We start from the raw sequence: 26,457 nt of genomic DNA on the forward strand, positions 1-26,457 counted from the left end.
GTCCTTTCCTACCAGGCGAACCGCTCGGCGTGGACGCGGTCGGCGGGGACTCCGGCGCGGCGGGCGCTGTCGAGCACCGCACCGGTCCAGGCGTCGGGGCCGCACACGTAGACGTCGTGGCCGGCGATGTCGGGGACGAGGTGGCGCAGCACCTGCTCGTCGGGCACCGGGGCGTACCCGGCGGGCAGCCAGGACGCGCGGTCCCGCGAGCGCCGGCCGAGCAGGTGGTGGATCCGGATGCCGCGGCGGGCGGCGAGGTCTTCCAGCTCCCGCCGGAACAGCAGGTCCGCCGCGCGGCCGGCCCGCTGGAACAGCACGGCCTCCCCGGGGCGGTAGGGGAGTTCGTCCAGGAGCGCGCGCAGGGGCGTGATCCCGATGCCCGAAGCGAACAACGCGATCTTCTGTCCACTTCGGACGGCTCCGGTCAGCCGGCCGTACGGGCCTTCGAACAGCGCGGGGGTGCCGGGGCGCAGGGTGGCGAGCCGGCGGCTGCCCGCACCGAGGTCCTTCGCCGTGATGCGCAGCCGGTGCCCGTCGGGGGCGGCCGAAAGGGAGAACGGCTTGCCGCGCGTCCAGCCCGGCCCGGCCGCGAACCGCCAGACGAAGAACTGACCGGCCGCCACGGGAAGGCGGTCGAGGGCCCGGCCGCGCAGGTACACCGAGACGACACCGCGGCCTTCGGGCACGACCTGCTCGACGACCAGGCGGTGCCGGGCGTTGCGCCACACCGGCAGCCCGACGCGGAAGACGAGCACCGCGCCCGCGGCCGAGGCGTAGGCGGTCCACCAGAAGGCGGTCGCCGCGGGGGACGCGGTGAAGTCGGCCCCCGTCCACAGCTGGTGCGGCAGGGCGAGGCCGGTACCGAGGTAGGCGTAGAGGTGCAGCAGGTGCCAGGACTCGTAGCGCAGCCGCCGCCGGGCCGCGCGCACCGACGTCACGGCGACCACGCCGAGCGCGGCCGTTCCGGCGGCCGCCAGGAGCATGCCCGGGTAGGTCGTGATCAGGGCCCACGCCTCGGCGACCACGCCGGACCGATCGGCCGCCGCGTACCCGAGGGTGATGAGCACGAGGTGCGCGGCCAGCAAGGTGATCGAGGTGAACCCGGCGAGCCGGTGGCGGCGGGCGAGCTCGTCCTGGCCGTAGCTGCGCTCGACCCAGGGGATGCGCGCCATCAGCAGCACCTGCAGCAGCAAGAGGTCCGCCGACAGCAGCCCGGTGAGCCGGCCGGCCGAGGTGAAGAAGCCGGCACCGAGGTCCTGCAGGCCGCGCCCGGACACCCAGAGCGCGACCACGAACAGGACGCTCAGCCAGGCGGTCAGGCCCGCGGCGTCCCGCCACCACGCGCGGGTCGCGGGCCGCGCGAGGCGGGGGACGACGAGAGTGGCGGACATCGGGCTCCTCGGGGTGATCGCTTCGGGATCCACCCTTCCGGAGCCCGGTGAGCCGTCGACGTGACCAGGGTGAGAGTTCGGTAAGAGCCTGATGCATCAACCAGGATTGATGTATGGTGCCCGGGTGACCGGAGCCGACCTCCCACCGCCGTTCGTGCGGCTGGCCGCGGACCCGCTGCGCTGGCGGATCCTGCGGGAGCTGGCGGTGAGCGACCGCCGCGTGCGCGAGCTCGTGGCCGCGGTCGGGCAGCCGCAGAACCTGGTCTCCTACCACCTGGGCAAGCTGCGCGCGGCCGAGCTGGTGACGGCGCGGCGGAGCAGTTTCGACGGCCGCGACACCTACTACCACCTCGACCTGCGCCGGTGCGCGGCCGCGCTGGCCGAGGCCGGCTCCTCGGTGCACCCCGGCCTGACCGTCGCGGGCACCGGGCCGGTGGCGCGGCCGTCGGTGCTGTTCGTGTGCACCGGCAACAGCGGCCGGTCGCCGATGGCTGCGGCGTTGCTGCGGCACCGGGGCGGGAGCGCGCTCAGCGCGGGCAGCCACCCGAAGCCACTGCACCCCGACGCGGTCCGGGCGCTGGCCGAGCGCGGCATCGCGCTCACCCACGAGCCCACGCACCTGGACGCGGTGCGGCGACGGCGGTTCGACTGGGTGGTCAGCCTGTGCGACAAGGTCCGCGAAGTCTGCCCGCCGTGGCCCGGGCGGCCGCGGACGATCCACTGGAGCATCCCCGACCCGGCGCGCGAAGCGGACTGCCTCCCGGCGTTCCGCCGCGTGGCGGCCGACCTCGACGACCGGATCCACTTCCTGGTCCGGCAGTCCGCCACCCCGCGAGACGAGGAGATCGGAGCATGACCGAAGAGCTGGTGAGTGTGCGCTACCTGGTCGACGACGTCGAGCGCGCCGTCGCGTTCTACACGGGACGGCTCGGGTTCACCGAGCGGTTCAGCGTGCCGGCCTTCGCGGAGGTGACCCGCGGCCGGCTGCGGCTGCTGCTGAGCGGCCCGGACAGCTCGGCGGGCCGCGCGCTGCCCGACGGCACGCGGCCCGCGCCCGGTGGCTGGAACCGGATCCACTTCGTCGTCGACGACCTCGACGCCGAGGTCGAGCGGCTGCGGGCGGCCGGGGTGCCGTTCCGCAGCGAAGTGGTCACCGGACCGGGCGGACGGCAGATCGTCTTCGACGACCCGGCGGGCAACCCCGTCGAGCTGTTCCAGCCGGCCCGGTAGGCGTCGTGGCACCTCGTTCGCCGGTGGCGCTGGAACGCCGGCTGGGCACCAAGGACGCCGTGGTGATCGGCCTCGGGTCGATGATCGGGGCCGGGATCTTCGCCGCGTTCGGCCCGGCCGCGAAGGCCGCGGGCACGGGCCTGCTGGTGGGCCTGGCGCTGGCGGCGGCGATCGCGTACTGCAACGCGGTCGCTTCGGCTCAGCTCGCCGCGCAGTACCCGGTGTCCGGGGGCACGTACGTCTACGGGCGGGAACGCCTCGGGCCGTGGTGGGGGTTCACCGCCGGCTGGGGGTTCGTCGCCGGCAAGACCGCGTCGTGCGCGGCGATGGCGCTGACCTTCGCCGCCTACGCCGTCCCCGGCCCAGGCTGGGCGCAGCGGCTGGTCGCCGTCGCGGGCGTGCTCGGCCTGGCCGCGCTGAACTACCGCGGGATCACCAAGACCGTGGCGCTGACGCGGATCCTGGTCGGCACCAGCCTGGTCGCGCTGGCGGTGGTGGTGGCCGGGATCGCGGCCGGCGACGGCACCACGACCCGGAACCTCGGCGGCTTCGCCGCACTGGCTTCGGGCGGCTGGTACGGGGTTCTCCAGTCCGCGGGCCTGCTGTTCTTCGCGTTCGCCGGGTACGCGCGGATCGCGACGCTGGGGGAGGAGGTCCGCGACCCGCGGCGGACCATTCCCCGCGCGATCCCGATCGCGCTGGCCCTGGCGGTGGCGGTCTACCTCGTCGTCGCGGTCGCGGTCCTGCTCGCCGCCGGGCCGGGCGCACTGGCGGACGCGGCCGCTCCCCTCGTCACCGCGCTCGACCGGGCCGGGACCGGGGCGCTGACCCCCGCGGTCCGCGTCGGCGGCGCGCTGGCCGCCCTCGGCGCCCTGCTCGCCCTGATCGCCGGGATCGGCCGGACCGGGATGGCGATGGCCCGCGAGCGCGACCTGCCCACCTGGCTCGCGGCGGTCCACCCGCGGTTCCGGGTGCCGCACCACGCCGAACTCGCGCTGGCCGCGGTCGTGTCGGTCCTCGTGCTCACGGTGGATCTGCGCGGGGTGATCGGCTTTTCCTCGTTCGGCGTCCTGGTCTACTACGCGATCGCCAACGCGTCGGCGTTCACGCAGCGGGCCCCGGACCGGCGGTGGCCGCGGTGGCTGAACGTCGCGGGCCTGCTCGGCTGTGTCCTGCTCGTCGCCACCTTGCCCTGGGTGTCCGTGTGCGCCGGCGTGGCGGTGTTCGCGGCCGGGCTGGGCGGCCGGGCGGTCGTCCGGTGGTTCACCGGAGGTGCTCGGCGCCGACGGTGAAGCCGACCACGGCACCGCCGCCCGGGCGCGGCTCGGCGAACACCGTGCCACCGTGGGCGAGGGCGATGTCCCGCACGATGGCCAGCCCCAGCCCGGAACCGGGCAGGCCGCGAGCGCTGTCCGCGCGGTGGAAGCGGTCGAACACGCGGGCCGGCTCGTCGTCGCCGATGCCGGGGCCGCGGTCGAGCACCGCCACGCGGCCGTCGCGGACGACGACCTCGATCGGGCCGTCGGGCGCGAACTTCACGGCGTTCTCCAGCAGGTTCGCCACCGCGCGTTCCAGCGCTTTCGCCTGGCCGGTCACCGCCGACGGACCGGCTTCGACGGCGATGGCGCGCCCGGACCGCCGCCGCACGCGATCGGCCGCGTGCCCGGCGATCTCGCCCAGGTCGACCGGCCCGGCCTCCTCGGCCTCGTACCGGCGCGTGGCCAGCTCGACGAGCTCGTCGACCAGGTGGGTCAGCTCGCGGGTTTCCCCGTCGACGTCGTCGAGCAGCCGGCCGCGCGACTCGGGGCTGAGCTCGGCGAACCGGCGCAGGACGCTGGCGTTGGTGCGCAGGCTGGTCAGCGGCGTCCGCAGTTCGTGGGCGGCGTCCTGGACCAGGCGTTCCTGGTCGGCGCGGGCGTCGGCGAGCCGGCCGAGCATCCGGTCGAACGAGGTCGCGAGCCTGCCGACCTCGTCGCGGCCGCCGGCGGGCACGGCGACGTCGTCGAGGCGGCCGTCGCTGACCTGCTCGGTCACCTCGGTCAGCCGGACCAGCCGCCGGGTGATCCGCCGGGCCAGCAGCCAGCCGGCCAGCGCGGCGGCGGCCAGCACCAGCGCGCTGACCCCGGTGATGCGGGTGGCCAGGCCGCTCAGCACGTGCCGCGACTCGTCGACGTCGATGCCGAGCTGGACGGCGCCGCGGCCGGGCCCGAGCGCCACGGTGATCACCCGGTAGTCGTCGCGGCCCGCCGTGAAGTCCCAGTAGCGGTGGGCCCCGAGCGCCCCGGTCGCGGCCAGCGCGCGGTCGTCGCCGTCGACGGGGAGGCGCACCCGGCGCCCGCCGACCGGCCGGGTGGCGCCGTCCGGGCCGATGGACTGCGCCACCATCGGCTGGGCTTCGTCGTGGTCGTCGTCATCGGGGCCGCGGGTGACCGGGCTCGGGGCGAGGACCTGCGTCGCACCGGCCGCGACTTCGGCCGACGTCGTCAGCAGGGACCGGTCGAGCTCGGCGTCGATCCGCTCCGAGGCGGCCTGGTAGCTCAGCACCCCGACGAGGATCGCCGCCGCCGCGCCGACGCCGGCGAACGCGATCGCGAGCTTGCTGCGCAGGTTCACGCCGGCCGCACCGAGTAGCCGACGCCGCGGACGGTGTGGATCAGCTCCGTCGCGCCCGCCTGGTCCAGCTTGCGCCGTAGGTATCCGATGTAGACGGCGAGGTTCTTGGAGTCCGCGCCGAACTCGTAGCCCCAGATGCGCTGGTAGATCGTGGCGCGGTCCAGGACGATGCCGGCGTTGCGCACCAGCAGTTCCAGCAGGTCGAACTCGGTCTTCGACAGCGGGATCTCGGTGCCCTGCCACCACACCCGCCGGGCCGCCGGGTCGACCGCGAGCTCACCGAGCCGCAGCGTGCGCCGGGCTTCCGGCTCGGGCGAGGTGCGGCGCAGCAGGGCGCGCAGGCGGGCGAGGAGCTCGTCGAGCTCGAACGGCTTGGGCAGGTAGTCGTCGGCCCCGGCGTCCAGGCCGGCCACCCGATCGGGGGTCTCGACCCGCGCGGTGAGCATGAGGATCGGGGTGGGATCGCCTTCGGCGCGCAGCACCCGGCAGACGCCGAGCCCGTCGACGCCGGGCATCATCACGTCGAGGATCAGCACGTCGAAGTCGTCGCGCCGGGCGGTGGCCAGCGCGCCGACCCCGTCGGTCACCTCGGTGACGTGGTAGCCCTCGAGGTCGAGGGCCCGCACGAGGGACTCGCGGATCGCGCGGTCGTCGTCGGCGAGCAGGACGCGGTGCGGCATGCCCGCCATCATGCCCGCGCGCGTCCGGCGGGGCGTTTCGGTGTGCGGGCGAGGGGCAGCGGTCGTCAGGGCGAGCCGTCCGCCGCGGAGCGGGTGAGCCGCCTGCCTTCGATCCGGTCGACGTCGATCCGGAGCAGCCGATCGCGGGGAGCGGGAGCCCACGAGCGCAGACCGGCACCGAGCTGGGCCGCCACGGTCGCGACGTCCGTCGTCAGGGTGGCGACGCCGCTCGCGATCACGCTCCAGCCGGTGTGCCCGGCCTCGTCGTAGGCGTCGGTTTCGAAGGTGACCGGCTGTCCGTCGAGGCCGTCGGCCCAGGAGCTCCGGCCCGCGCGCAGCCAGATCGTGTCGCCGGCGAGGGTGAAGTTGACCGGCCGGATCGCCGGCCGCCCGGCGCGGATGAACCCCAGCCTGCCGAGGGGGACGGAGGCGAGCAGGGCGCGGCAGCTGCCGGGGCCCAGCACGTGCAGTTCCGAAGTGCTCACCGGTTCCTCCGGTCTCGAACTCCGCCGATGGGGGAATCCTCGGCGGGCGCGGGGGAAACCCCCAGGGACCGAGGTCACCCGACGGCGGGACCGAAGTCACCGCGCCGCCGGCCCCTGGTGGCCGTTCAGGCCGCGCACGACATCCCGGTTCGGCCCGTTTCCCGGCCACTCGCGCGACCCGGGTGGTGGCATTCCGGCAACCGGACCGCTCCGGTTTCGGTCGGCTGCCGGCGTGGCCGATTCCCGAAACACCCCGCCCGGGCACGACGACGGGGAAAAGCGCGCGGGACGCGGCAGATCCCGCGGTGACCGCGTCCGGCCCCGGAAGTCACCACCGCGCGGACCCCCGGCCGGAATTCCCGGTGACGAAGAATCTCGATCCCGCACGGGGTGTTGCCCGCGCGGCACCGGTCGAGGAGAGTGGTGCGGGCGTTCCGTGGGGTGCGCGGGGAGTGGCTGTGGTGCGCGAGAACCTGCGTCGGTCGGGCAAGCCCGTTTTGTGGTTCCTGGTGGCGGGCAGCGGGTACGCCGCGGGCGCGCTGGTGGCGTTCACCGTGCTCGACTCCGCCGCGGGGCCGACGTTCTTCCCGTCCGCGGGGTTCAGCCTGGCGTTGCTGTGCCTGCTGCCGCGCCGGCTCTGGCCGTCCGTCGCCGCCGGTGTCGCGGTGGCCGAACTCCTCGTGGACCTCAGCCAGGGCCTCGGCCTGGTCGCCGCCGGCGGGTTCGTCCTCGCGAACACCGCCGAGCCGGTGCTGGGTGCGCTGCTGCTCGGGGCGGCCCGGCCGTCCGGGACCTGGCCGGGGATGGTCCGGTTCGTCGGCGCCGCGGTGCTCGCGGCCCCGGCGGTGGGAGCCGTGCTCGGCGCGAGCACGTCCTGGCTCGTGGGCGACGGCGGCGTGGCGTGGTGGACCGTCGCCGGGCGCTGGTGGGTCGGTGACGGGCTGGGTGTCCTGGTGGTCGGGACCGCCGCGCTGGTCTGGGGCGGACGCGGTCCGTGGCGGGGCCGGCGCACCGGAGCCATCCTGGCCGCGATCGCCATGGGCGGCTTCGCGGTCCTGGTGTTCTGGGCGGACGTCGGGGCCGCGGGCTACGCCGGTGTTGTCGTGTTCGGCTGGGCCGCCCTGTGGTGGGGCCTGCGGGCGGTGACCGCGGGCGGCGTGGTGGTCGCCTTCGTCGCGACGGCCGGCACGGCGGCGGGGCGCGGGCCGTGGGCCGGTGGCACCCCGGTGGACGGGCTCGTCCACCTCCAGGTGGTGCTGGCCGTCGTGCTGCTGGCGATGCTCGCGCTCGCGGTGACGGTCACCGAACGGGACGCGGCGGTGCGCGTCGCCGCGGCGGCGGAAGAGCGGCGACGGCGAGCGCAGTCGGTGGCCGAGGCCGAGCACGCGGCGCACGAACGGGCGCGGGGCCTGCAGTCCGTGGCGGACGCGCTGGCGGCCGCGCACGCGATGCCCGCCATCGTCGCCGCCTTCACCGGGATCCACGACAGCGAGCCGGTCGACGCGGCGATCGGGGTGCTCGCCGAAGGCGGTGAACTCCAGGCGTGGACCCGGGCCGGCACCGGACCGGTGACCGTGCCGTCGGCCGCGCCCGAGGCCGGCGTGGTGCGGGCGGGCGAGCCCCTTTTCCTTTCCGGTGCGCGGCCGGTCCCGGGCACCGTGCTGCCCGCGTGCGCCGCAGCGATCCTGCCGCTCAGCACTTCGGGTCCGGTGTTCGGCTTCCTGGGCCTGTACTTCCGCGAGACGCGCAAGTACTCCGAAGCCCGGCGCGTCGTCCTGCTGACGATGGCCGCGCAAGCCGCGCAGGCCGTGCACCGCGCTCAGCTGTACGAGGCCGAGCAGCGCCTCCGGCAGCGGGCGGAGGACGGGGAACGGCGGCAGCGGCTGATCGGGGACGTGCTGGCGGCGATCAGCACCCCGGGCACGACCGAGGAACGCGCGCAGCGGCTCGTCGATTCGCTCGTACCCGCCCTCGCGGACTTCGCGGTCGTGGAGTTCGGCGACGACGAGGACACGGTCGTCGTCGCGGCGCACCGCGACGGGCCGGTGGCCGCGCGTCCGGAAGCCGCGGTGCCCGCGGTGAAAACGGTCTTGGCGACCGGCGAACCGGTCGTCGTCCCCGATCTGCCCGGGACCGGTGCGGGCTCGCTGGCCGCGGTGCCGATGACCGCCGAGGGTGCGGTGCGAGGCGCGCTCGTGCTGGGGCACACCGGATCCGGCAGGCACCGCACGCCGGAAGACCTCGCCCTGCTGTCCGACCTCGCCGTCCGCGCCGCGCTCGTCCTGCACGCGGCGCGCAGCGCGGATCGCGAACGGTCGGTCGCCTGGACGCTCCAGACCAGCCAGCTGCCCCGGTTCTTGCCCGCTTCGCGCGGCGTGGCGGCGGCCGCGCGCTACCGCCCCAGCCAGCGGAACCTGTCGATCGGCGGCGACTGGTACGACCTGGTCACCCACCCGGACGGGCGCCTCACGGTCACGATCGGGGACGTCGTGGGGCACGGGCTGGCCGCCGCGGCGGTGATGGGGCAGATGCGCAGCGCGGCGACGGCGCTGATCCTCGCCGAGCTGCCCCCGGCGGCGGTGCTGGACCGGCTGGACCTGGTCGCGGGCCGCACGGCCGGCGCCGAGCACGCCTCCGCGCTGGTCGCCGAGCTCGACCCGGCGACCGGCCGGTTCCGCTACGCGGCCGCCGGGCACCCGCCGCCGGTGCTCATCGCCCCGGACGGCACGGCGGCCCTGCTCGACGGTGCCCGGTCTTCGCTCCTTTGCCTGCCGCCGCTGCGCGGGCGCCCGCAGGCCGAGCTGACGGTCCTGCCCGGCTCCGCCCTGGTCTGCTACACCGACGGGCTGATCGAACAGAACCGGTTGCCGGTCAACGAGGCGTTCGCTGGCCTGCTGGCGGCGGCGACCCGCCACGCCCGCGCGGCCCCGGGCGACCTGTGCGACGGCCTCCTCGACGCGCTCGTCGGCGGCACCGCCGCCCGGGACGACATCGCCGTGGTGTGCCTGCGGTACCTGCCGGTTCCGGTGGGGCGCCCGGAACCGGCGCGGAACCTCAGTTCCGGTCTCGGTGCGCCCGGGTGAGGTCGGCGAACGAGCCGATCACCGCGGCGCGCTGCTCGATGACCGCCAAAGCGTACGTGAGCACCAGGTGAGCGGTCCGGGCCTGCTGGGCCTCGGGCTCGTCCGCGCCGGTGCTGCCCAGGACGAGGTTCGCTTCGCGGCGTAGCCACCGGTTGCGCTCGCGGCGGAGGACGGCGACCTCGGGCTGCGGGGCGGCAGGTTCGGGAAAAGGTGCGTCAGGCATGGGTGGATCTCCTCGGAGAAGTGCTCGTCGGCCCGAGGATAACGAGGCTTTCCGCAATTCGCCGACCGGTGCTGCGATGGAATTTCTCCGGTATCCGGTATTTCGGCGTCGAATGTGTTCGGAGATTTGCCGGAGTCGGAAATTGGCTTGCCGCCGGCCGGTTGTTCCTGCGGGGCAACTGAATCGGAGCGGGTGTGGCGCCGTGATTCTCGGCCCTGTTCTATTTCGGGAGCCGAGAATCTTCGTCGGGTTTCGGCCGGCGCGACGCGGCTGGGTGATGGATCACATCGCCGACGCGACGAGCTTAGATGAGCTAGTATCTAGGTTAACTAGATTCTTTTGTGGTGATCTCAACGGGTAGTGAGGCATGGAACGTCTGGCTGAGCAGCTGAGAGCGGTCATCGTGGCCACCGACGACTACCGCCGTGCGATGGCGTCCGCGCTCGGCGTCGGCGTGCACGAGGCCGCCGTCATGGGCGAGTTGCTGCACGAGGGGCCGTTGCCGCCGTCGGCGCTGGTGAAACGCCTGGGCATCGCTTCGGCGAGCGTGACCGCGCTTCTCGACCGGCTCGAGGTCGCCGGGTTCACCCGCCGGGAACGGCACCCGACCGACCGGCGCAGCGTGCTGGTCGTCTTGACGCCCGTCGGCCGCGCGGCCATCGAAGCCACTTTCGGCCTGTTCCGCGACGACGTCCACCAGTCGGTCAAGCGCTCGGAGCCGGGTCACATCCGGGAGTTCACCGATGTGCTCGCGAAGATCGCCCAAGCGCTGCGGGAAAGGGCCGCTCAGCCGGCTTCGATCGGAGACGCGCTCACCGAACGGGTCCGGTCGGCCGGTGCGCTCACCGACCGGACCGCCGGACCGGCCGGTTAGCCGGGACCAGGACACGGCGGGTTCCCGCTGTGCGCGGTCCCCGGCTTCGCCGGCCGGAAACCGCCGCCCGGGCCGGTGGACCGCTCAGGACGTGGTGCGCACGAGGTACACCGGGCAGGCCGCGTTGTGCAGCAGTGCCTGGCCGGTGGAACCCAGCAGCAACCCCGGGAAGCCGCCGCGGCCGCGGTCGCCCACGACGACCAGCTGGGCGGTGGCGCTGCGCTCGATCAGCTCGTGCCGGGGGTGGCTGCGGACCACGACCCGCTCGATGCGGACTTCGCCGGCGTCGTGGTCGCCGGTCAGGCCGGTGAGCAGCCGCTGGCCGGCGTCGGTGAGGGTCCGCGGGTCCAGGTGCCGTTCGGTTTCCGGGCGCGGCGGGTCGTCCGCCGACGCGTGCACCACGACCAGGTGGGCGTGCCGGGCCCGGGCTTCGGCGACCGCGGTGGCGAGGATCCGGCTGCTCGGTTCGCTGCCGTCGATCCCGGCGACGACCGGCCGGTCCGCCGCGCCGGGCTCGTCCCAGGTCTCACCGCGGACGACCACCACGTCGGAGCCGGCGTGCGCGCCGACCGCCGAGGCGACGGAGCCGGAGAGCAGGCCGGTGAGCCGCCCGCGGCCGCCCGAACCGACCACGACGAGCGAGGCCTTCCGCGACGCCTCGATCAGCGCCTGCGCGGCCCGGTCGGGGTCCAGCCGGGTGGTCACGTCGGTGGCGCCCTGGGCTTCGGCGATCTCCCGCGCGGCGCGCAGGTAGCGGTGCCCGTGCGCGCGCAGGACGTCCTTCATCTCCTCCGGCGGCGGGACGACGCCGCCGGCGAGCAGCGCCGAAAAGTCGAGGGCGTGCACGATCTCCAGCGGGACGTCGTGCAGGCGGGCGGCGCGGCCGGCCCAGCGGACGGCGTCGAGCGCCTCGCCCGATCCGTCGACTCCGGTCACGATCGGCTGCTGCGTCGTGGTCATGACGGCTCCTGAATCCGGGTGTCGGGATCCGACCGTAGGGCGCACCGGGGTTTCCCGGCTGCGGCCGGAAGTCCCCCGGCGGTGGGACTTCCGGCCGCAGCCCGGCGGAGCGCCCGGCCCGCATCCTCGGTCGCATGAACTCCGCCACCGCAATGCCCGGTCTCGCGCGCCTGCGCCACTACCGGCGCGCCTGGCTGCGCGGAGACGTCGTCGCGGGCGTCACGGTCGCCGCCTACCTCGTGCCCCAGGTGATGGCCTACGCGGAGGTGGCCGGGCTGCCGCCGGTCGCCGGGCTGTGGGCCGCGTTCGGCCCGCTGGCGGTGTACGCGCTGCTCGGTTCGTCGCGGCAGCTTTCGGTCGGGCCGGAGTCGACGACGGCGCTCATGACGGCGGCGGTCCTGATGCCGCTGGCCGCGGGCGACCCCGGGCACTACGCGGCGCTGGCGGCGGTGCTCGCGATCATGGTCGGCTGCCTGTGCCTGGTCGCCGGGCTGGCCCGGCTCGGCGTGCTCGCCGACCTGCTGTCGAAGCCGGTGCTGACCGGGTACCTGGCCGGCGTGGCCGTGCTGATGGTCGCCGGGCAGCTCGGCAAGATCACCGGCGTGCCCGTCCACGGCGACGGGTTCGCCGCGGAGATCGGCTCGCTGCTGGCCGGGCTCGGGCAGGTGCGCTGGCCGGTCGTCGGGCTGGCGGCCGGCGTGCTGGCCCTGCTCTTCCTGCTGGAGCGGTGCACGCCGTGGCTGCCCGGGCCGCTCGTCGCGATGGCCGTGGCGACCGCGGCCGCCACGGCGTTCACGGGCGTCGACGTCGTGGGGGCGTTGCCGGCCGGGGTGCCACCCGCGGTCTCCGGGGTGTCCGCGGCCGACGTCGGGCAGCTGGTGCTGCCCGCGGTGGGCATCGCGATCGTCGGGTTCTCCGACAACGTGCTGACGGCGCGGGCGTTCGCGGCCCGCCGGGGCGAGGAGATCGACGCGGACCAGGAGCTGCGGGCGCTCGCCGCGGCGAACGTGACCGCGGGGCTGCTGCACGGCTTCCCGGTCAGCAGCAGCGGCAGCCGGACGGCGCTCGGCGCGGCGGTGGGCGGCCGGACCCAGCTGCATTCGCTGGTCGCGCTGGTCGCGGTGGTGCTCGCCGCGCTGTTCGCGCGGCCCCTGCTGGCGGCGTTCCCCAAAGCGGCTCTCGGTGCGCTGGTGGTCTTCGCCGCGTGGCACCTCGTCGACGTGGGCGAGCTGCGGCGGTTCGCCCGGTTCCGGCGCAGCGAGCTGGTGCTCGCCCTGCTGACCACCGCCGGGGTGCTCGGGCTGGGCGTCCTCTACGGCGTGCTGGCCGCCGTCGGACTGTCCATCCTGGACCTGCTGCGCCGGATCGCCCGCCCGCACGACGGGATCCTCGGCACCGTCCCGGGGCTGGCCGGCATGCACGACGTCGACGACTACCCGGCGGCGACGACCGAACCAGGGCTGGTCGTGTACCGCTACGACGCTCCGCTGTGCTTCGCGAACGCCGAGGACTTCCGCCGCCGCGCCCTCGCGGCGACGGCCGGGGAGACCCGGTGGTTCGTGCTCAACGCGGAGGCGAACGTCGAACTGGACGTGACCGCGGCGGACGCGCTCGACCGGCTACGGGCGGAACTCGGCAGGCGAGGGGTGGTGTTCGCGATGGCGCGGGTGAAGCAGGACCTGCGGGACGACCTGGTCGCCGCGGGACTGGTGGCGAAGGTGGGGGAGGAGCGGATCTTCCCGACGCTGCCGACGGCGGTGGCCGCCTACCGCGCGGGCACCGCGGCCCGCGAGGACCGGGCCCGGCCGGTCGCGCCGCCGCCGCGGCCGGGGCATCCTGGCTCCGGGGACCCGCGACCGGAGGAGGCTCGTCCGTGAACCTGCCGACGACGATGACCGCCTGGCGGGTCACCCGGCCCGGGCCGATGGCTTCGGGGCCGCTGGAGCGGTCGCGGGTGCCGGTGCCGCGGCCCGCGTCCGGGGAGCTGCTGGTGCGGGTCCTCGTGTGCGGGGTGTGCCGGACGGACCTGCACGTCTCGGAAGGCGATCTGCCGGTGCACCGGCCGGGGGTGACGCCGGGCCACGAGGTCGTCGGCGAGGTCGCCGGGCTCGGGGCGGCGGTGACCGGGTTCGCCGTGGGTGACCGGGTGGGGATCGCGTGGCTGCGGGAAACCTGCGGCACCTGCCGGTTTTGCGCGCGGGGACGGGAAAACCTCTGCCCGGGCTCGCGCTACACGGGCTGGGACGCCGACGGCGGGTACGCGGAGTTCGCGGTCGTGCCGGCGGCCTACGCCCTGCCGCTGCCGGGTGGCTACGCCGACGACGAGCTGGCGCCGCTGCTGTGCGCCGGGCTCATCGGGTACCACGCGCTGGCCCGCGCCGAGGTCCCGGACCGGGGCCGGCTGGGCATCTACGGCTTCGGCGGCAGCGCGCACCTGACCGCCCAGGTGGCGATCGCCCGCGGCGTCACGGTCCACGTCATGACGCGGGGCGCCGAAGCGCGAGAACTCGCCCTGGCGCTGGGAGCGGCGTCAGCCGGCGACGCCGCCGACCCGCCGCCGGAGCCCCTGGACTCGGCGATCCTGTTCGCCCCGGCCGGTGAGCTGGTCCCGCCGGCGCTGGCCGCCCTCGACCGCGGCGGCACCCTGGCGATCGCGGGTATCCACCTGTCCGGCGTGCCGCCGCTGGACTACCAGCAGCACCTGTTCCAGGAGCGTCAGGTGCGCAGTGTCACGGCGAACACGCGGGCCGGCGCCCGCGAGTTCCTCCGCTTCGCCGGGGCGCACCACCTGAGCGTGAGCACGGTGCCTTACGCACTGGCCGAAGCGGATCGGGCGCTGACGGACCTCGCCGCGGGCCGGGTCACCGGCGCGGCGGTGCTGCGGGCCGGCTGACCCGGGCACCAGCCGGACGGTCACGGCCGCCCCGGCCCGGTGGCATGGCGTTTCGCTGGCATCGCGGGAACCTCCTCCGGGCCAGGATCCCGCCGGCGCGGGCTCGTCAGGAGCGGCCGAAGGTCACCTGGCGCGGGGACGAACGACCGCAGCGGCCGCCTTCGGGCGCGACCTACCGTCGGGTTCACGAACTGGAACCCCCGGAGGGACAAGTCATGAGCGCTACCGGAAACGCCCCGATCGTGGTGGCCGTCGACGGTTCCGAGACCGCCGCCGCGGCCGCGCTGTGGGCAGCCGGGGAAGCGGCCCGCCGGCACGCTTCGCTGCTCGTCTTCACCGCGTACGGCTACGAGGACGCGGCGTTCGGCGGCAAGGTCTACCCGCCGTCGGACTGGCTGGCGGTCAAGGAAGCCGAAGCCGACCAGCTGCTGCGGCGGACGCGGGCGTCCCTCGAAGCCGCCGTCCCCGGGCTGGCGATCGAGACCGGGGCCAGTGACCGCGGTCCGGTTCCGGCGCTGCTGGAGGTGTCGGAGCGGGCCCGGATCCTCGTCACCGGTGAGCCCGTCGGCCCGATCGCGGGCCTGTTCAGCGGTTCACCCGACGTCGACCTGGCCGCGAAGGCGCACTGCCCGGTGGTCGTCGTGCGCGGGGACGAGAGCGTGGACGGCCCGGTGGTCGTCGGCGCCGACGGCAGCCCGCTCAGCGAAGCCGCGATCGCGTGGGCCTTCGAAGAGGCCTCGCTCCGCAACGCCCCGCTCGTCGCGCTCTACACCTGGCACGACGGCGACACCGCCGGCCTGTTCAGCGACGGCAACGTCGCGTTCCAAGGGGAATCCCTGCAGGACTCCGGCCGTCGGCTGCTCGCGCAGCGGCTCGCCGGCTGGTCGGAAAAGTACCCGGAAGTCTCCGTCGAACGCCGGGTCGAGCACGACAAGCCGCGGTCCCGCCTGCTTTCGGCGAGCCGCGGTGCCCAGCTGGTCGTCGTCGGCAGCCGCGGCCGCGGCGGCTTCACCGGGCTCGTCCTCGGCTCGACGAGCCAGGCGCTGCTGCACCACGCGGCCTGCCCGGTGATGGTCGTCCGCACCGACAAAGCCTGAAGGAGTACCACCATGACCACCACCACGACGGTGTCCGCGGTGATGACCGCCGACCCGATCACCGTCACCACGCGGACGTCGTTCAAGGACATCGCCGAGCTGCTCACCGGCAACGGGATCAGCGCCGTCGGCGTCGTCGACAAGACCGGCGCGCTCGTCGGCGTCGTCTCGGAAGCCGATCTCCTGCCGCACTTGTGGGAGGCCCCGAAGCCGCGCCGGCGCCGGCGCCTGGCCCGCAAGGCGACGGCGTGCACGGCCGAGGACCTGATGACCAGCCCCGTCGTCGTGATCGACGCGGAGGAGTCCCTATCGGTGGCGGCGGCGACGTTCGCGCGCACGGGCGTGCGGCGGCTCTTCGTGCTGCGCAACGGGAAACCGGCGGGCGTGCTGTCCCGCCGCGACCTCGTCCGGGTCTTCACGCGCGGCGACGCGGACCTCGAGCGGGAAGTCCGCGACCGCGTCCTGCGCGAGCGGCTGAACCTCGGGCCGGACCGCGTGCGGGTGGCGGTGCGGGCGGGGATCGTGACGGTCGTCGGCCGCGTGGAGCGGCGCAGCGACATCGACCCGGTGACGCGGCTGATCGAGGAGCTGTCCGGGGTGGTCGAGGTGCGCAACCGCCTGGACTACGTGTGGAACGACGTGGCTTGAGCCGCTTCGCGTGCGGGCCGCCCGCACCGGAAGGAACCGAAGTGAAGGCACGAGACATCATGACGAGGCCCGTGGTCCGGGTCGGCCCGGCGACACCGGTCCGCGAAGCGATCGTGCTGCTGACCGAGCACTGCGTCGCCGCCTTGCCGGTGGTGGGTGACGACGACGCGGTGCTCGGCGTGTTCACCGAGGCCGACGCGCTCCGCAGCGGTGTCGCGGGGAACGGGCCGGACCCCGACGCGCTGGTGGCGGCGACGATGACGGCACCCGCCGAGACGGTCGGGCTCGACACCGACGTCACCGAGATCGCCCGGCGCATGCTGGGCGACCGGTTGCGCAGCATCCCGGTGGTCGACGACGGCGTGCTCGTCGGCATCGTCAGCCGGCGCGACATGCTGAGCCCGCTGGTGCGCCAGGACGACTCGGTCGCCTCGCACCTCAACGCGCTGCTCACGGACTACACGGGACACCGCGGCCGGTGGGCGGTCTCCGTCACCGGCGGGATGGTGACGATCCGGGGCGCGTTCACCGACGAGGCCGAGCGCCGGGTCGTCGCGGCGCTGGCGAGGACGGTCTACGGCGTCGTCGGCGTCGAGCTGGGGGAGAAAGCCCCGCTGCGGACGTGAAGAAAGGAAGACCCCGATGCGCGCACGCGACCTGATGACCTCGCCGGTGCTCACCGTGCACCCGTGGACGTCCGCCAAGGAAGCGGCCGGACTGCTGTCGACGCACGGCTTCACCGCCCTTCCCGTCGTGGACGACGACGACCGGCTGGTCGGCATCGTCACCGAGGCCGACCTGATCCGCGGCCGCGTCCCGGCCGATCCCCGCTCCGCGCGCGAAATCCGGGGAACCGCCGCCGGCCGGACGGCCGGTGACCTGATGACCACCCCCGTCACCGCCATGAGCACCGGGACCGACGTCGCCGACCTGTGCCAGGCATTGGTGGACGCCCGGATCCGGGCGATGCCGATCGTCGACGGCGCGGCCGTCGTCGGCATCGTCACCCGCGGCGACGTCGTGCGCGTGCTCGCCCGTGACGACGCCGAGATCGCCCGGGACGTCAAGCACCGCTTGGAGATCTACGGGGGCGGCGGCCGCTGGGCGGTCGAAGTCCGCGAAGGCCGCGTGCACATCACCGACCGGTTCGACGACGACTCCGACCGGCACGTCGCCCGGCTGCTGGCGCTCGCCGTGCCGGGGGTCGTCGCCGCCGACACCGCCTACGCGGGTGAGGAGCCGGCCCGATGACCGCCATCGACCCGCGGATCACCGCGGGCGTGGACGGCTCGGCCGGGGCGAGGGCCGCCGTCGCCTGGGCCGCCAGGATCGCGTCCCTGCGGCACCTGGAGCTGAAGATCGCGCACGGCCTGCGGGTGGCCGGCCGCTACTACGGCGGCGGCCTGTCCGGCGCCGGTGCCGAGACGCTGTTCGACGCGATCCGCGCCGACGGCGAACGCGCCGTCGCCGATGCCCGGGCGCTCGCCGCGGCCGTGGACCGGGACCTGACCATCACGAGCCAGGTGCACAACGACCCGCCGGTGCCGGCGCTGATCGACGAGTCCCGGCACGCCCGGCTGCTCGTCGTCGCCCACACCGGGGCCGGCGGGTTCACCGGGATGCTGGTCGGCGGGACCGCGGCTTCGGTGGCCGCGCACGCGCACTGCCCGGTCGCGGTCGTGCGGGGCAGGCACGGGGCCACGGCCGTCCCGGAAGCGGGCCCGGTCGCGGTCGGCATCGACGGCAGCCCGAACAGCGAACCGGCCATCGCCGTCGCGTTCGAGGAAGCCTCGCTGCGGGGTGTCCCGCTGGTCGCGGTGCACGCCTGGACCGACACCACCGCGGAGGACCCCCGCGGCCCGACCCGGCCGGAGGCCGGCGAAGCGGCCGAAGACCGGCTGCTGACCCAGCGGCTCGCGGGCCGGCCGGAGAAGTACCCGGACGTCGGGATCCGCCGGGTGCTCGTGCGCGACCGGCCGCGGCACGCGCTGCTCGACGTCTCCGCGGAAGCCCAGCTGGTCGTCGTCGGCAGCCGCGGCCGCGGCGGCTTCACCGGGATGGTGCTGGGGTCGACCAGCCAGGCCCTGGTCCAGCACGCCCGGTGCCCGGTGCTCGTCGTCCGCCCGCAGCGGAAGGGGTGACCGCCCGCCGGACCCGCGCCGGGCGACGCCCCTCAGCCGTGCGTCAACGCGGCCGAGACGGCCCAGAGGCGCTCGGCCGCGGCGGGGTCGAGCGCCCACCGCTTCACGCCGTGCGGGTGGTCGGCGAGTTCGGCGTCGTCGGGCACCGTGCGGGCCTCTTGGCAGTCGTCGAGGTAGTGGCCGCCGGTCCGGGCGAACTGCGGTGCGACGGCGGCGGCGACGCTCGTCGCCGCGCCCTGCCCGACGGTCTTGTAGGTGAAGACGCCGGCGGCTTCGGCCGCGGCGAGGGAATCCTTCTGCGCCTGGGTGAAGTTCCGCTGCAGCCCGGTCGCGACGCCGCCGGGGTTCACCGCGTTGGCGAAGACGCCGTCGGCCGCCCAGCGGCGGGTCGCGCCGACCGCGAACAGCGCGTTCGCCGTCTTCGACTGCGCGTACGCGATCTGGGGGTCGTAGGCCCGGCGCGCGAAGTGCAGGTCGTCGAAGTCGACGCCGGCGCGCATGTGCGCGGTGGAGCTGACCGAGACGATCCGGGCTTCGCCCCGCTCGGCTCCGCCACGGGCGAGCGCGGCGTGCAGCCCGGTGGCCAGTGCGAAGTGGCCGAGGTGGTTCGTCGCGAACTGCAGCTCCCACCCCCGCGGGGTGTGGGCCGGCCCGCCGGTGACGAGCCCGGCGTTGTTGACGAGCAGGTGCAGCGGACCGGCCCAGCTCCCGGTGAACCGCCGGACGGCCGCCGGGTCGGCGAGGTCGAGCGGCGAGACGCGGGGGCGGTGCGCGGCGCCGGCCTGCGCGATCGCGGCGGCGACGGCATCGCCCGCGGCGGTGTTCCGGACCGCGAGGGTCACCTCGGCACCGGCGGCGGCCAGCGCGCGGGCGGTTTCGGCGCCGAGACCGGAGGACGCGCCGGTCACGATCGCCCGCACGCCGGCGAGGTCGACGCCGGCCAGCACGTCGTCCGCGGTCGAAGCGGCGGAGAACGGGGTGGTGATGAGCGGTCGCGTGGTCACCCCGTCGACTATACAGACTGAACAGAAGTTGTTTAGTGCGTCGCGTCCGCGTACGGTCGGTCCCATGGCCGGAACACCGAACGCCACCGAGGCCGGCCGCCGGGCGGCGGTGCTCGAATCGGCGCTGCTCACCTTCGCGCGCCACGGCTACCGGAAGACCTCCATGGCGGAGGTGGCGCGCGCGGCCCGCATTTCCCGGCCGGGCCTGTACTTCCTGTTCGACTCCAAGGAGGCGCTGTTCCGGGCCGCGGTCACGCGCGCGCTGGAGCACGACCTCGCCGCCGCCGAACGGCTCCTCGCCGACACCGGCAGGCCGGTGCGCGAACGTCTGGTGGACGCGTTCGACCAGTGGGCCGGCCGCTACGCCGGCCCGCTGGGCCGGGACGTCCCCGGCGTCATCGAGCAGAACCCGGAGCTGCTCGGCGCGATCGTCCGGACCGCCCCGGAGCGCTTCGAAGAACTCGTCACCGACGCGGTCGCCGCGGCGCTGGGCAATGCGTCCGCGAGCGCGGTCGCGCAGACCCTGATCAGCGTTTCGGCCGGGCTCAAGCACCAGGTGGACACCCGCGAGGCGTACGTCGCGCGCTTCGCCACCGCGGTGGGTCTCCTGGTCGCTTGACGGGCCGGGGTCAGTGGATCCGGTACGGCTGGACGACCTCGGTCCGCCAGCCGCCGGGGTCCGGCTGCGCTTCGGGGGACGTCAGGTAGACCTCCCACGCCGCGCCGGCGAGTTCGCCGTCGTGTTCGTGCACCCAGCACGCGAGCGCGCCGTACGCCGGTTCCATCCGGTCGTACGGCCCGGCGTGGACCGTCTCCACGACCGGCCCGCCGGGCAGCCTCGACGGGCGGACCCCGCCGGCGGGCTCGATGGCGGCGGCGACCGGGAAGCCCGCTTCGACGCGGAACCGGCCCTCGGACTCGTGGTGGTAGCGGGCGAACGGCGGCCCGGCCGGCGCCGAGCCGCGGGCGGCCAGGGCTTCGGCGACGGCGCGGTACTGCCGGCCGAGCCAGGGCCCGATCTCCGCGACGTCGAGGGTCGCCACGGCCACCGCGGTCGGCTGCTCGTTCCGGTTCCGGACCCGGACTTCGTACGTCTGCATCCCGGTAGCTTCCCGGCGGCCGCGCCCGCGGCCCCAGAGTCGTCCGTCCCCACCCGGCGGGTCCATGGTCCCGCTTCACCGCGGGGCGGGCTCGCGGGGTGCTCGCTCCCGATCGGTGCGGTCCAGGCACACCGCCGGGAGCGAGGGGAACTCCGCGGGCCGGTGGGTGACGATCAGCGCCGACCGGCCCGCGGTCGCCGAGAGCACGTCGGCGGCCAAGGCGGCCGCGGTGGGCGCGTCCAGGTGGGCCGTCGGCTCGTCGAGCAGGAGGATCGGGCGGTCCGACAGCAGCGCCCTGGCCACGCCGATGCGCTGGCGTTCGCCGCCGGAGACCGGGGTGCCGTGGGTGCCCAGCGCCGTGTCCAGGCCGTCCGGCAGCCGGGAGAGCCACGGCGTCAGCTGCGCCAGGTCCAGGGCGGCCCGCAGGTCGGAGTCGGGCGCGGAAGGCCTGGCCAGGCGGAGGTTTTCGCGCAGCGTGCTGTCGAACAGGTGCGTCTCGGGACCGCACCAGGCGAGCTGCGCCCGGACGGAGTCCCCGGCGTAGCCGAGCGTGTCGGTGCCGTCGAGCAGGACCCGGCCCGCCGACGGGTCCAGGTAGCGCATCAGCGCCGCGAGCACCGTGCTCTTGCCCCCGCCCGAGCGCCCGGTCAGGGCGAGCCGGCGGCCGTGGCCGAGGCGGAGGTCCACGTCCCGGACCGCGTCGGCCCCGGCCGCCGGCCAGCGCACCGACAGGTGCTCGGCCGCCAGCCCGGCCGCGGCCGGTGCGGCGGCGGTGGCCGGCGTGTGGGGTGCGGGAAGGGCGTCGAGCTCGGCGAGCCGGCGCGCGGAACCGGCGGCCCCGAGCAGCCGCTGCGCCGCCTCCGGCAGGCCGGCCACCAGCTCGGCCGTCGCCAGCGGCGTCAGCGCCAGCACGGCGAGCGCGGGGCCGGGGAGCGTCCCCGCGCGCAGGGCGGCGATCCCCAGCACCAGGCACGCCACCGACGTCAGCCCGACGCCCAGGGTCGCGATCCCGCCGCCGAGCCCGCGCCAGGCGGCGGACCGGCGCTGGAGTGCCGTCACGGCCAGGTCGAGCTCTCGCAGCCGCGAGTGCCGGCGGGTCGCCGCGTCGTGGACGATCAGCTCGGCCGACGCCTGCAGCAGCTCCACCGTGCCCGCCGTGAGCTCCGCACGCAGGCGGCCGGTTTCGCGGTGCGCCCGCCGGGTCGCGAGCGCCGCGACGACCGGGGCGAGGACACCCGCGGTGGCCAGGCCCAGCGCCGCCGCGACACCCGCGCCGGGCAGCAGGACGCCGAGGGTGACCGCCGTTGCCGTGAGGACGGCGAACGTCGACACGCCCGGCACCAGGCCGCGCACGAGGACGTCCTGCTGACTGTCCACATCGGACACCAGTCGGTGCAGCAGGTCGCCCCGGCGCAGGCGGGCGGTGCCCGCCGGGCCGATCCGGACCAGCTGCGCCCACACCCGCACCCGCAGCTCCGCCAAGGCGCGCAGCGCGACGTCGTGGGACAGCAACCGCTCGACGTAGCGGAAGATCCCCTTCGCCAGGCCGAACGTCCGCACCGCGACGATCGCCACCAGCAGGCTCAGCACCGGCGGGTGCAGGGCCGCGCTCGCGATCAGCCACGACGACGTCGCGGTGAGCGCGACACCGCAGCCCAGCGCGGCGGTCGCGGCGAGGCACGCCAGGGCCAGGCGCACCCGATGGGGCCGGATCGCCTCGGACAACGGCCGCCACTTCGGGCCGGCCCGGCCCGCGGTGGCCGGCGGGGCGGCCGGTGGCCCGGCGAGGACCGCCGGCCGGGGACGGGGGGACGGGACGGCCGCGAGGGCCGGCACCGGGCCGCCGAGGGAGACGACGCGGTCGCAGCGGGCCAGCACCGCGGGGTGGTGGCTGACGATGACGGCGGTCCGCCCGGCGAGCACCTCGGGCAGGCGAGCCAGGATGGCGGCCTCGGTCTCGGCGTCGACGCCCTCGGTGGGTTCGTCGAGCAGGATCAGCGGCCGGTCGAGCAGCACCGCGCGGGCCAGCGCGACGCGCCGGCGTTGCCCGGTCGAGAGCCCGGCGCCCAGCTCGCCGACCACGGTGGACAGCGGGACGTCGAGCGCCGCGGTGCCGGCGGCGGCCGCCACGGCGGCGTCGGTGGCGTCGGGGCGGCCCAGCCGGATGTTGTCGGCCACCGTGCCCGCGACCAGGTGCGGCTGCTGCGGCACCCAGGCGAGGTGCCGGTGCCAGGTGGTGCGGCCGATGGTCGCGAGGTCGACGTCGCCGACGAGGATCCGGCCGGAGCCGGGCCGGCGCCAGCCGAGCAGCAGGTCGAGCAGCGTCGACTTGCCCGCCCCGCTCGGCCCGGTGACGCCGACGATCTCGCCGGGGGGCAGCCGCACGCTGAAGCCGTCGAGGATCGGCCCGGACCGGCCTTCGACCGTGACGTCTTCGCAGCGCAGGGCCGCGCGCGCCAGGTCGGGCACGACACCGGTGCCGTGGTCGCCGGAGGGCGTGCCGGCGAGGGCGACGATCTCTTCGGCCGCGGCCAGGCCTTCGGCGCTGTCGTGGAACCGCGCGCCGACCGCGCGCAGCGGCAGGTACACCTCCGGTGCGAGGATCAGCACGAGGAGCGCGGTCCGCAGGTCCAGTTCCCCGGCCAGCAGCCGCAGCCCGATCGACACGGCCACGAGCGCGACCGACAGCGTGGCCAGGAGTTCGAGGGCGAGCGCGGACAGGAACGCGACGCGCAGGGTCCGCATCGTGGCGGTGCGGTACTTCCCGGTGATCTCCCGCAGCGACCGGATCTGCGCCCGCGCCCTGCCGAACGCCGTGAGCTCGGCCAGCCCGGCGACGAGGTCGAGGAAGTGGTTGCCCAGCACCGAGAGCGTCCGCCACTGCCGCCGGACGTCACGCTCGGTGTAGCGCCCGATGAGGATCATGAAGAGCGGGATCAGCGGCACGGTGAGGCCCACGACCACCGCGGCGACCCAGTCGGCGGCCAGGATCCGCACCCCCACCACCAGCGGCACGACCGAGGCGATCAGCAGCTGGGGCAGGTAGCGCGCGAAGTAGCCCTCCAGCCGGTCGACGCCGTGCGTGGCCAGCGACGCGACTTCGGCGGGGGAGCGGCCGGCCTGCCGGGGCCCGATGCGCAGCGCGGCCGCGATCACGGTCTCCCGGAGCTGGGACAGCGCCCGGGCGGCCGCGCGGTGGGCGGTCGTCTCCGACAGCCACGCGAGGCCCGCCCGGGCGAGCACCACCAGCAGGAGCATCCCGAGCGGGACCAGGAGGTGCCGCAGCGCGGCGCCGCCGAGGAACGCCCAGGTGATCGTCCCGGCCAGCAGCTCCGCCTGGGCGAGCACCAGCATCGCGGTGAGCACGCCCAGCGCGGCGCAGGCGAGGACGAACGGCCGGACCGCGCTCGCGTGGCGCAGCAGCCGCGGGTCGAGCGGCTTCACCGGCGGCCCGCCGGCAGGCCGCCGCCGGCCGGGATCGAGGACCGGCCGATCCGCTTGCGGAACACCCAGTACGTCCAGGCCTGGTAGGCCAGCACGATCGGGGTGAACGCCACCGCCACCCAGGTCATGATCCGCAGCGTGTACGGCGTCGAGGCGGCGTTCGTCGTGGTCAGGCCGAACGCGGGGTCGGTCGTCGAGGGCAGCACGTCCGGGTAGAGCGACCAGAACAGCGTGAAGGTGACCGCGATGATCGCGCCGGCCGTGCTCGCGAAGGCGTACCCGTCGCGGTCGCCGGCGGCGAACAGCACCGCCGCGATCAGCAGCGCCGCGGCGATCAGCGACGTCAGCCACGCCCAGCCGCCGTGCTCGATCGCGGTGTAGGCGAGGAACCCGCCCCCGGCCACGATCGCGGCGCCGCCGAGCGCGCGGCTCAGCGTCCGGGCGCGGTCGCGCACGGCACCGGTCGTCTTCAGCGTGAGGAAGACCGCGCCGTGGAAGGTGAACAGCGTGAGCGTGGCGAGGCCGCCGAGCAGCCCGTACGGGTTCAGCAAGGTGAAGAACGAGCCGGTGAAGTGGTGCCGGGCGTCGAGCGGGACCCCGTGGACGATGTTGCCGAACGCCACGCCCCACAGCAGTGCCGGCGTCGCGGAGCCGAACACGATGACCCAGTCCCAGGTGTTCCGCCAGCGCGGGCTGTCGATCTTGCCCCGGAACTCGAACGCGACGCCGCGCAGGATCAGCGCGACGAGCACCAGCAGCAGCGCGAGGTAGAAGCCGGAGAACAGGCTCGAGTACCAGAGCGGGAACGCGGCGAAGGTGGCGCCGCCGGCGACGAGCAGCCACACCTCGTTGCCGTCCCAGACCGGGCCGATCGTGTTGATCAGGACCCTGCGGTCGGTGTCGTCGCGGCCGAGGACGCGCAGGAGCGTGCCGACGCCGAAGTCGAAGCCTTCGAGGACGAAGTAGCCGGTCCAGAGGACCGCGATGAGCAGGAACCAGATGTCGGTGAGGGCCATGGCGGGTTCTCCGGCGTCAGTAGGCGAAGGCCGCGGGGCGCGGCTCGTCGGAATCGGTGTCTTCGCGCGGCGCCTCGGGTGGCGGTGGCCCGGCCTTGGCGTAGCGGACCATCAGGACGCCGTCGACGACCGCGAGCACGCCGTAGAGGACGGTGAACACGATCAGCGAGGTCAGCACGCTGCCCGCGGCGACGGTGGGCGACACCGAATCGGCGGTCTTCAGCACCCCGAACACCGACCACGGCTGGCGGCCCATCTCGGTGAAGATCCAGCCGACGCTGTTGGCCAGGAACGGCAGGGCGAGCCCGGCGGTCGCGACGGGGAAGAACCAGCGGGCGCGCGGGGTGCGGCCGCGCCGGAACAGCCAGAGGCCGGCCAGGGAGATCAGTGCGCAGAGGAAGCCGAAGCCGATCATCAGGCGGAACGTCCAGTAGGCGACCGGGATGTCGGGCCGGTACTCGCCGGGCCCGTACTGCCGCTGCTCCGCGGCCTGGAGGTCGTTGATGCCCTCGACCTGCCCGTCGAAGCGGCCGGTGGCCATGAAGGACAGGACACCGGGCACGCGGACGCTGAACTTCTCCTGCGAGCCGTCGAGCGAGCCGATGGTGAACAGCGAGAACGACGCGGGCGCGACGGTGTCGTAGAGCGCTTCGGCGGCGGCCATCTTCATCGGCTGCTGCTGGGTCATCAGGCGCGCCTGCAGGTCACCGGTGACGATGACGCCGAGGCTCGCGATCAGCACGGTGACCAGTGCGAACTTCATCGACGGGCGGAACACGCCGGCGTCGCGGCCCTTGCGCAGCTGCCAGGCGCTGATCCCGACGACGAACATGCCGCCGGTGAGGAAGCACGCGGTGATGGTGTGCGCGAAGGCGCCGACGGCGGTCGAGTTGGTGAGCACGGCGCCGAAGTCCTTCAGCTCGGCGCGGCCGGTCGCGGGGTTGACCGCGTAGCCGACCGGGTGCTGCATCCAGGAGTTGGCGGCGAGGATGAAGTACGCCGAGAGCACGGTGCCGATCGACGCGAGCCAGATGGTGGCCAGGTGCAGCTTCTTCGGCAGCTTGTCCCAGCCGAAGATCCACAGGCCGAGGAACGTCGACTCGAGGAAGAACGCGAGCAGCCCTTCGATCGCCAGCGGAGCGCCGAAGATGTCGCCGACGAACGTGCTGTAGTCCGACCAGTTCATCCCGAACTGGAACTCCTGCACGATGCCGGTGGCCACGCCCATGGCGAAGTTGATGAGGAACAGCTTCCCCCAGAACTTCGTCATCCGGCGGTACTTGTCGTTCCCCGTGCGCACCCAGGCCGTCTGCATCCCGGCGACCAGGAACGACAGCCCGATCGTCAAGGGGACGAAGAGGAAGTGGTAGACGGTGGTGATCCCGAACTGCCATCGGGCGAGTTCCAGGGCGCTCATCGGTTCTCCTGCTCGCGCGGATGCTGGTTACCCCGCCGAGCTTCGGGCCGGGAGGCCGTGCGGCGAGAGGGTCCTTGGTCACTTCCGCGACGGTCCCGGGTCCCTCCCGCCGGAGGCCTTGTGGTCGTACGCTGATCTCCGTCCACCCGATTTCAGGA

24 protein-coding genes are annotated in these 26,457 nt (G+C 74.9%); 13 read left to right on the forward strand and 11 right to left on the reverse strand.

Features of this window, described 5'->3' with window-relative positions:
• Positions 1-8 precede the first annotated feature (8 nt).
• Complete coding sequence (locus AB5J73_RS27780; RefSeq protein ID WP_370961607.1) at positions 9-1,391, reverse strand: ferric reductase-like transmembrane domain-containing protein; 1,383 nt, start codon at positions 1,389-1,391, stop codon at positions 9-11.
• Between the two features lie 124 nt (positions 1,392-1,515).
• Here AB5J73_RS27780 and AB5J73_RS27785 point away from each other — a divergent pair, with 124 nt between their 5' ends.
• The 3 genes from AB5J73_RS27785 to AB5J73_RS27795 all read left to right on the forward strand — a co-directional run bounded on the left by AB5J73_RS27785 (position 1,516) and on the right by AB5J73_RS27795 (position 3,913).
• Positions 1,516-2,247, forward strand: coding sequence for an ArsR family transcriptional regulator (locus AB5J73_RS27785; RefSeq protein ID WP_370961608.1), 732 nt, complete (start codon positions 1,516-1,518; stop codon positions 2,245-2,247).
• Complete coding sequence (locus AB5J73_RS27790; RefSeq protein WP_370961609.1) at positions 2,244-2,621, forward strand: VOC family protein; 378 nt, start codon at positions 2,244-2,246, stop codon at positions 2,619-2,621. The genes AB5J73_RS27785 and AB5J73_RS27790 overlap by 4 nt, the downstream gene beginning before the upstream one ends.
• Before the next feature lie 80 nt (positions 2,622-2,701).
• A complete protein-coding gene (locus AB5J73_RS27795; protein ID WP_370973358.1) occupies positions 2,702-3,913 on the forward strand; it encodes an APC family permease in 1,212 nt (403 codons plus the stop codon).
• Here AB5J73_RS27795 and AB5J73_RS27800 read toward each other — a convergent pair.
• Genes AB5J73_RS27800 through AB5J73_RS27810 form a run of 3 tightly spaced genes read right to left on the reverse strand, consistent with a single transcriptional unit; the run spans position 3,885 to position 6,399 of the window.
• Complete coding sequence (locus tag AB5J73_RS27800; RefSeq protein WP_370961610.1) at positions 3,885-5,234, reverse strand: ATP-binding protein; 1,350 nt, start codon at positions 5,232-5,234, stop codon at positions 3,885-3,887. The genes AB5J73_RS27795 and AB5J73_RS27800 overlap by 29 nt on opposite strands.
• Positions 5,231-5,923 (reverse strand): response regulator transcription factor, encoded by a 693-nt coding sequence (locus tag AB5J73_RS27805; protein ID WP_370973360.1) that lies wholly within the window; start codon positions 5,921-5,923, stop codon positions 5,231-5,233. The genes AB5J73_RS27800 and AB5J73_RS27805 overlap by 4 nt, the downstream gene beginning before the upstream one ends.
• A gap of 56 nt (positions 5,924-5,979) precedes the next feature.
• Complete coding sequence (locus AB5J73_RS27810; protein ID WP_370961611.1) at positions 5,980-6,399, reverse strand: pyridoxamine 5'-phosphate oxidase family protein; 420 nt, start codon at positions 6,397-6,399, stop codon at positions 5,980-5,982.
• A 461-nt stretch (positions 6,400-6,860) separates the two neighbouring features.
• Here AB5J73_RS27810 and AB5J73_RS27815 point away from each other — a divergent pair, with 461 nt between their 5' ends.
• Positions 6,861-9,482, forward strand: coding sequence for a SpoIIE family protein phosphatase (locus AB5J73_RS27815; RefSeq protein WP_370961612.1), 2,622 nt, complete (start codon positions 6,861-6,863; stop codon positions 9,480-9,482).
• Here AB5J73_RS27815 and AB5J73_RS27820 read toward each other — a convergent pair.
• Positions 9,454-9,705, reverse strand: a complete 252-nt coding sequence (locus tag AB5J73_RS27820) for a hypothetical protein (RefSeq protein ID WP_370961613.1) — start codon at positions 9,703-9,705, stop codon at positions 9,454-9,456. The genes AB5J73_RS27815 and AB5J73_RS27820 overlap by 29 nt on opposite strands.
• 367 nt (positions 9,706-10,072) lie before the next feature.
• Here AB5J73_RS27820 and AB5J73_RS27825 point away from each other — a divergent pair, with 367 nt between their 5' ends.
• Positions 10,073-10,579 carry a MarR family winged helix-turn-helix transcriptional regulator gene (locus tag AB5J73_RS27825; RefSeq protein WP_370961614.1) on the forward strand — a complete coding sequence of 169 codons (507 nt, stop codon included), beginning with the start codon at positions 10,073-10,075 and terminating at the stop codon, positions 10,577-10,579.
• An 84-nt stretch (positions 10,580-10,663) separates the two neighbouring features.
• Here AB5J73_RS27825 and AB5J73_RS27830 read toward each other — a convergent pair whose 3' ends face one another.
• On the reverse strand, positions 10,664-11,539 hold the full coding sequence (locus AB5J73_RS27830) for a universal stress protein (RefSeq protein WP_370961615.1): 876 nt from the start codon (positions 11,537-11,539) through the stop codon (positions 10,664-10,666).
• A 134-nt stretch (positions 11,540-11,673) separates the two neighbouring features.
• Between AB5J73_RS27830 and AB5J73_RS27835 the strand changes: the two genes are divergently transcribed.
• The 7 genes from AB5J73_RS27835 (at position 11,674) to AB5J73_RS27865 (ending at position 18,318) form a co-directional block, all read left to right on the forward strand.
• Positions 11,674-13,416, forward strand: coding sequence for a SulP family inorganic anion transporter (locus AB5J73_RS27835; RefSeq protein WP_370961616.1), 1,743 nt, complete (start codon positions 11,674-11,676; stop codon positions 13,414-13,416).
• Between the two features lie 14 nt (positions 13,417-13,430).
• Entirely contained in the window at positions 13,431-14,432 is a 1,002-nt protein-coding gene (locus tag AB5J73_RS27840; RefSeq protein ID WP_370973362.1) for a zinc-binding alcohol dehydrogenase family protein, read from the forward strand.
• Positions 14,433-14,647: 215 nt separating this feature from the next.
• Entirely contained in the window at positions 14,648-15,529 is an 882-nt protein-coding gene (locus tag AB5J73_RS27845) for a universal stress protein (RefSeq protein ID WP_370961617.1), read from the forward strand.
• Between the two features lie 12 nt (positions 15,530-15,541).
• Positions 15,542-16,177 (forward strand): CBS domain-containing protein, encoded by a 636-nt coding sequence (locus AB5J73_RS27850; RefSeq protein ID WP_370961618.1) that lies wholly within the window; start codon positions 15,542-15,544, stop codon positions 16,175-16,177.
• A gap of 41 nt (positions 16,178-16,218) precedes the next feature.
• On the forward strand, positions 16,219-16,803 hold the full coding sequence (locus AB5J73_RS27855; RefSeq protein ID WP_370961619.1) for an HPP family protein: 585 nt from the start codon (positions 16,219-16,221) through the stop codon (positions 16,801-16,803).
• Positions 16,804-16,819: 16 nt separating this feature from the next.
• Complete coding sequence (locus AB5J73_RS27860) at positions 16,820-17,428, forward strand: HPP family protein (RefSeq protein WP_370961620.1); 609 nt, start codon at positions 16,820-16,822, stop codon at positions 17,426-17,428.
• Positions 17,425-18,318 (forward strand): universal stress protein, encoded by an 894-nt coding sequence (locus AB5J73_RS27865; RefSeq protein ID WP_370961621.1) that lies wholly within the window; start codon positions 17,425-17,427, stop codon positions 18,316-18,318. The genes AB5J73_RS27860 and AB5J73_RS27865 overlap by 4 nt, the downstream gene beginning before the upstream one ends.
• Before the next feature lie 32 nt (positions 18,319-18,350).
• Here AB5J73_RS27865 and AB5J73_RS27870 read toward each other — a convergent pair whose 3' ends face one another.
• A complete protein-coding gene (locus AB5J73_RS27870) occupies positions 18,351-19,322 on the reverse strand; it encodes an SDR family NAD(P)-dependent oxidoreductase (protein ID WP_370961622.1) in 972 nt (323 codons plus the stop codon).
• Positions 19,323-19,386: 64 nt separating this feature from the next.
• On the opposite strand from AB5J73_RS27870, the gene AB5J73_RS27875 reads away from it, so the two are divergent.
• The gene (locus tag AB5J73_RS27875) at positions 19,387-19,941 is read left to right on the forward strand and encodes a TetR/AcrR family transcriptional regulator (RefSeq protein WP_370961623.1); all 555 of its coding nucleotides are present in this window, start codon (positions 19,387-19,389) and stop codon (positions 19,939-19,941) included.
• Positions 19,942-19,951: 10 nt separating this feature from the next.
• Here the strand turns inward: AB5J73_RS27875 and AB5J73_RS27880 are convergent, their stop codons facing one another.
• From AB5J73_RS27880 to AB5J73_RS27895, 4 genes are all read right to left on the reverse strand, one after another.
• Complete coding sequence (locus AB5J73_RS27880; RefSeq protein ID WP_370961624.1) at positions 19,952-20,422, reverse strand: GyrI-like domain-containing protein; 471 nt, start codon at positions 20,420-20,422, stop codon at positions 19,952-19,954.
• A 75-nt stretch (positions 20,423-20,497) separates the two neighbouring features.
• Complete coding sequence (gene cydD, locus AB5J73_RS27885) at positions 20,498-23,866, reverse strand: thiol reductant ABC exporter subunit CydD (protein WP_370961625.1); 3,369 nt, start codon at positions 23,864-23,866, stop codon at positions 20,498-20,500.
• Positions 23,863-24,882 carry a cytochrome d ubiquinol oxidase subunit II gene (gene cydB / locus AB5J73_RS27890; RefSeq protein WP_370961626.1) on the reverse strand — a complete coding sequence of 340 codons (1,020 nt, stop codon included), beginning with the start codon at positions 24,880-24,882 and terminating at the stop codon, positions 23,863-23,865. Before cydB ends, cydD begins: the two co-directional genes overlap by 4 nt.
• A gap of 16 nt (positions 24,883-24,898) precedes the next feature.
• Positions 24,899-26,299, reverse strand: a complete 1,401-nt coding sequence (locus AB5J73_RS27895) for a cytochrome ubiquinol oxidase subunit I (protein WP_370961627.1) — start codon at positions 26,297-26,299, stop codon at positions 24,899-24,901.
• Positions 26,300-26,457 lie beyond the last annotated feature (158 nt).

Origin of the sequence: Amycolatopsis sp. cg9 (assembly GCF_041346945.1) — a bacterium.
Lineage (GTDB): Bacteria > Actinomycetota > Actinomycetes > Mycobacteriales > Pseudonocardiaceae > Amycolatopsis.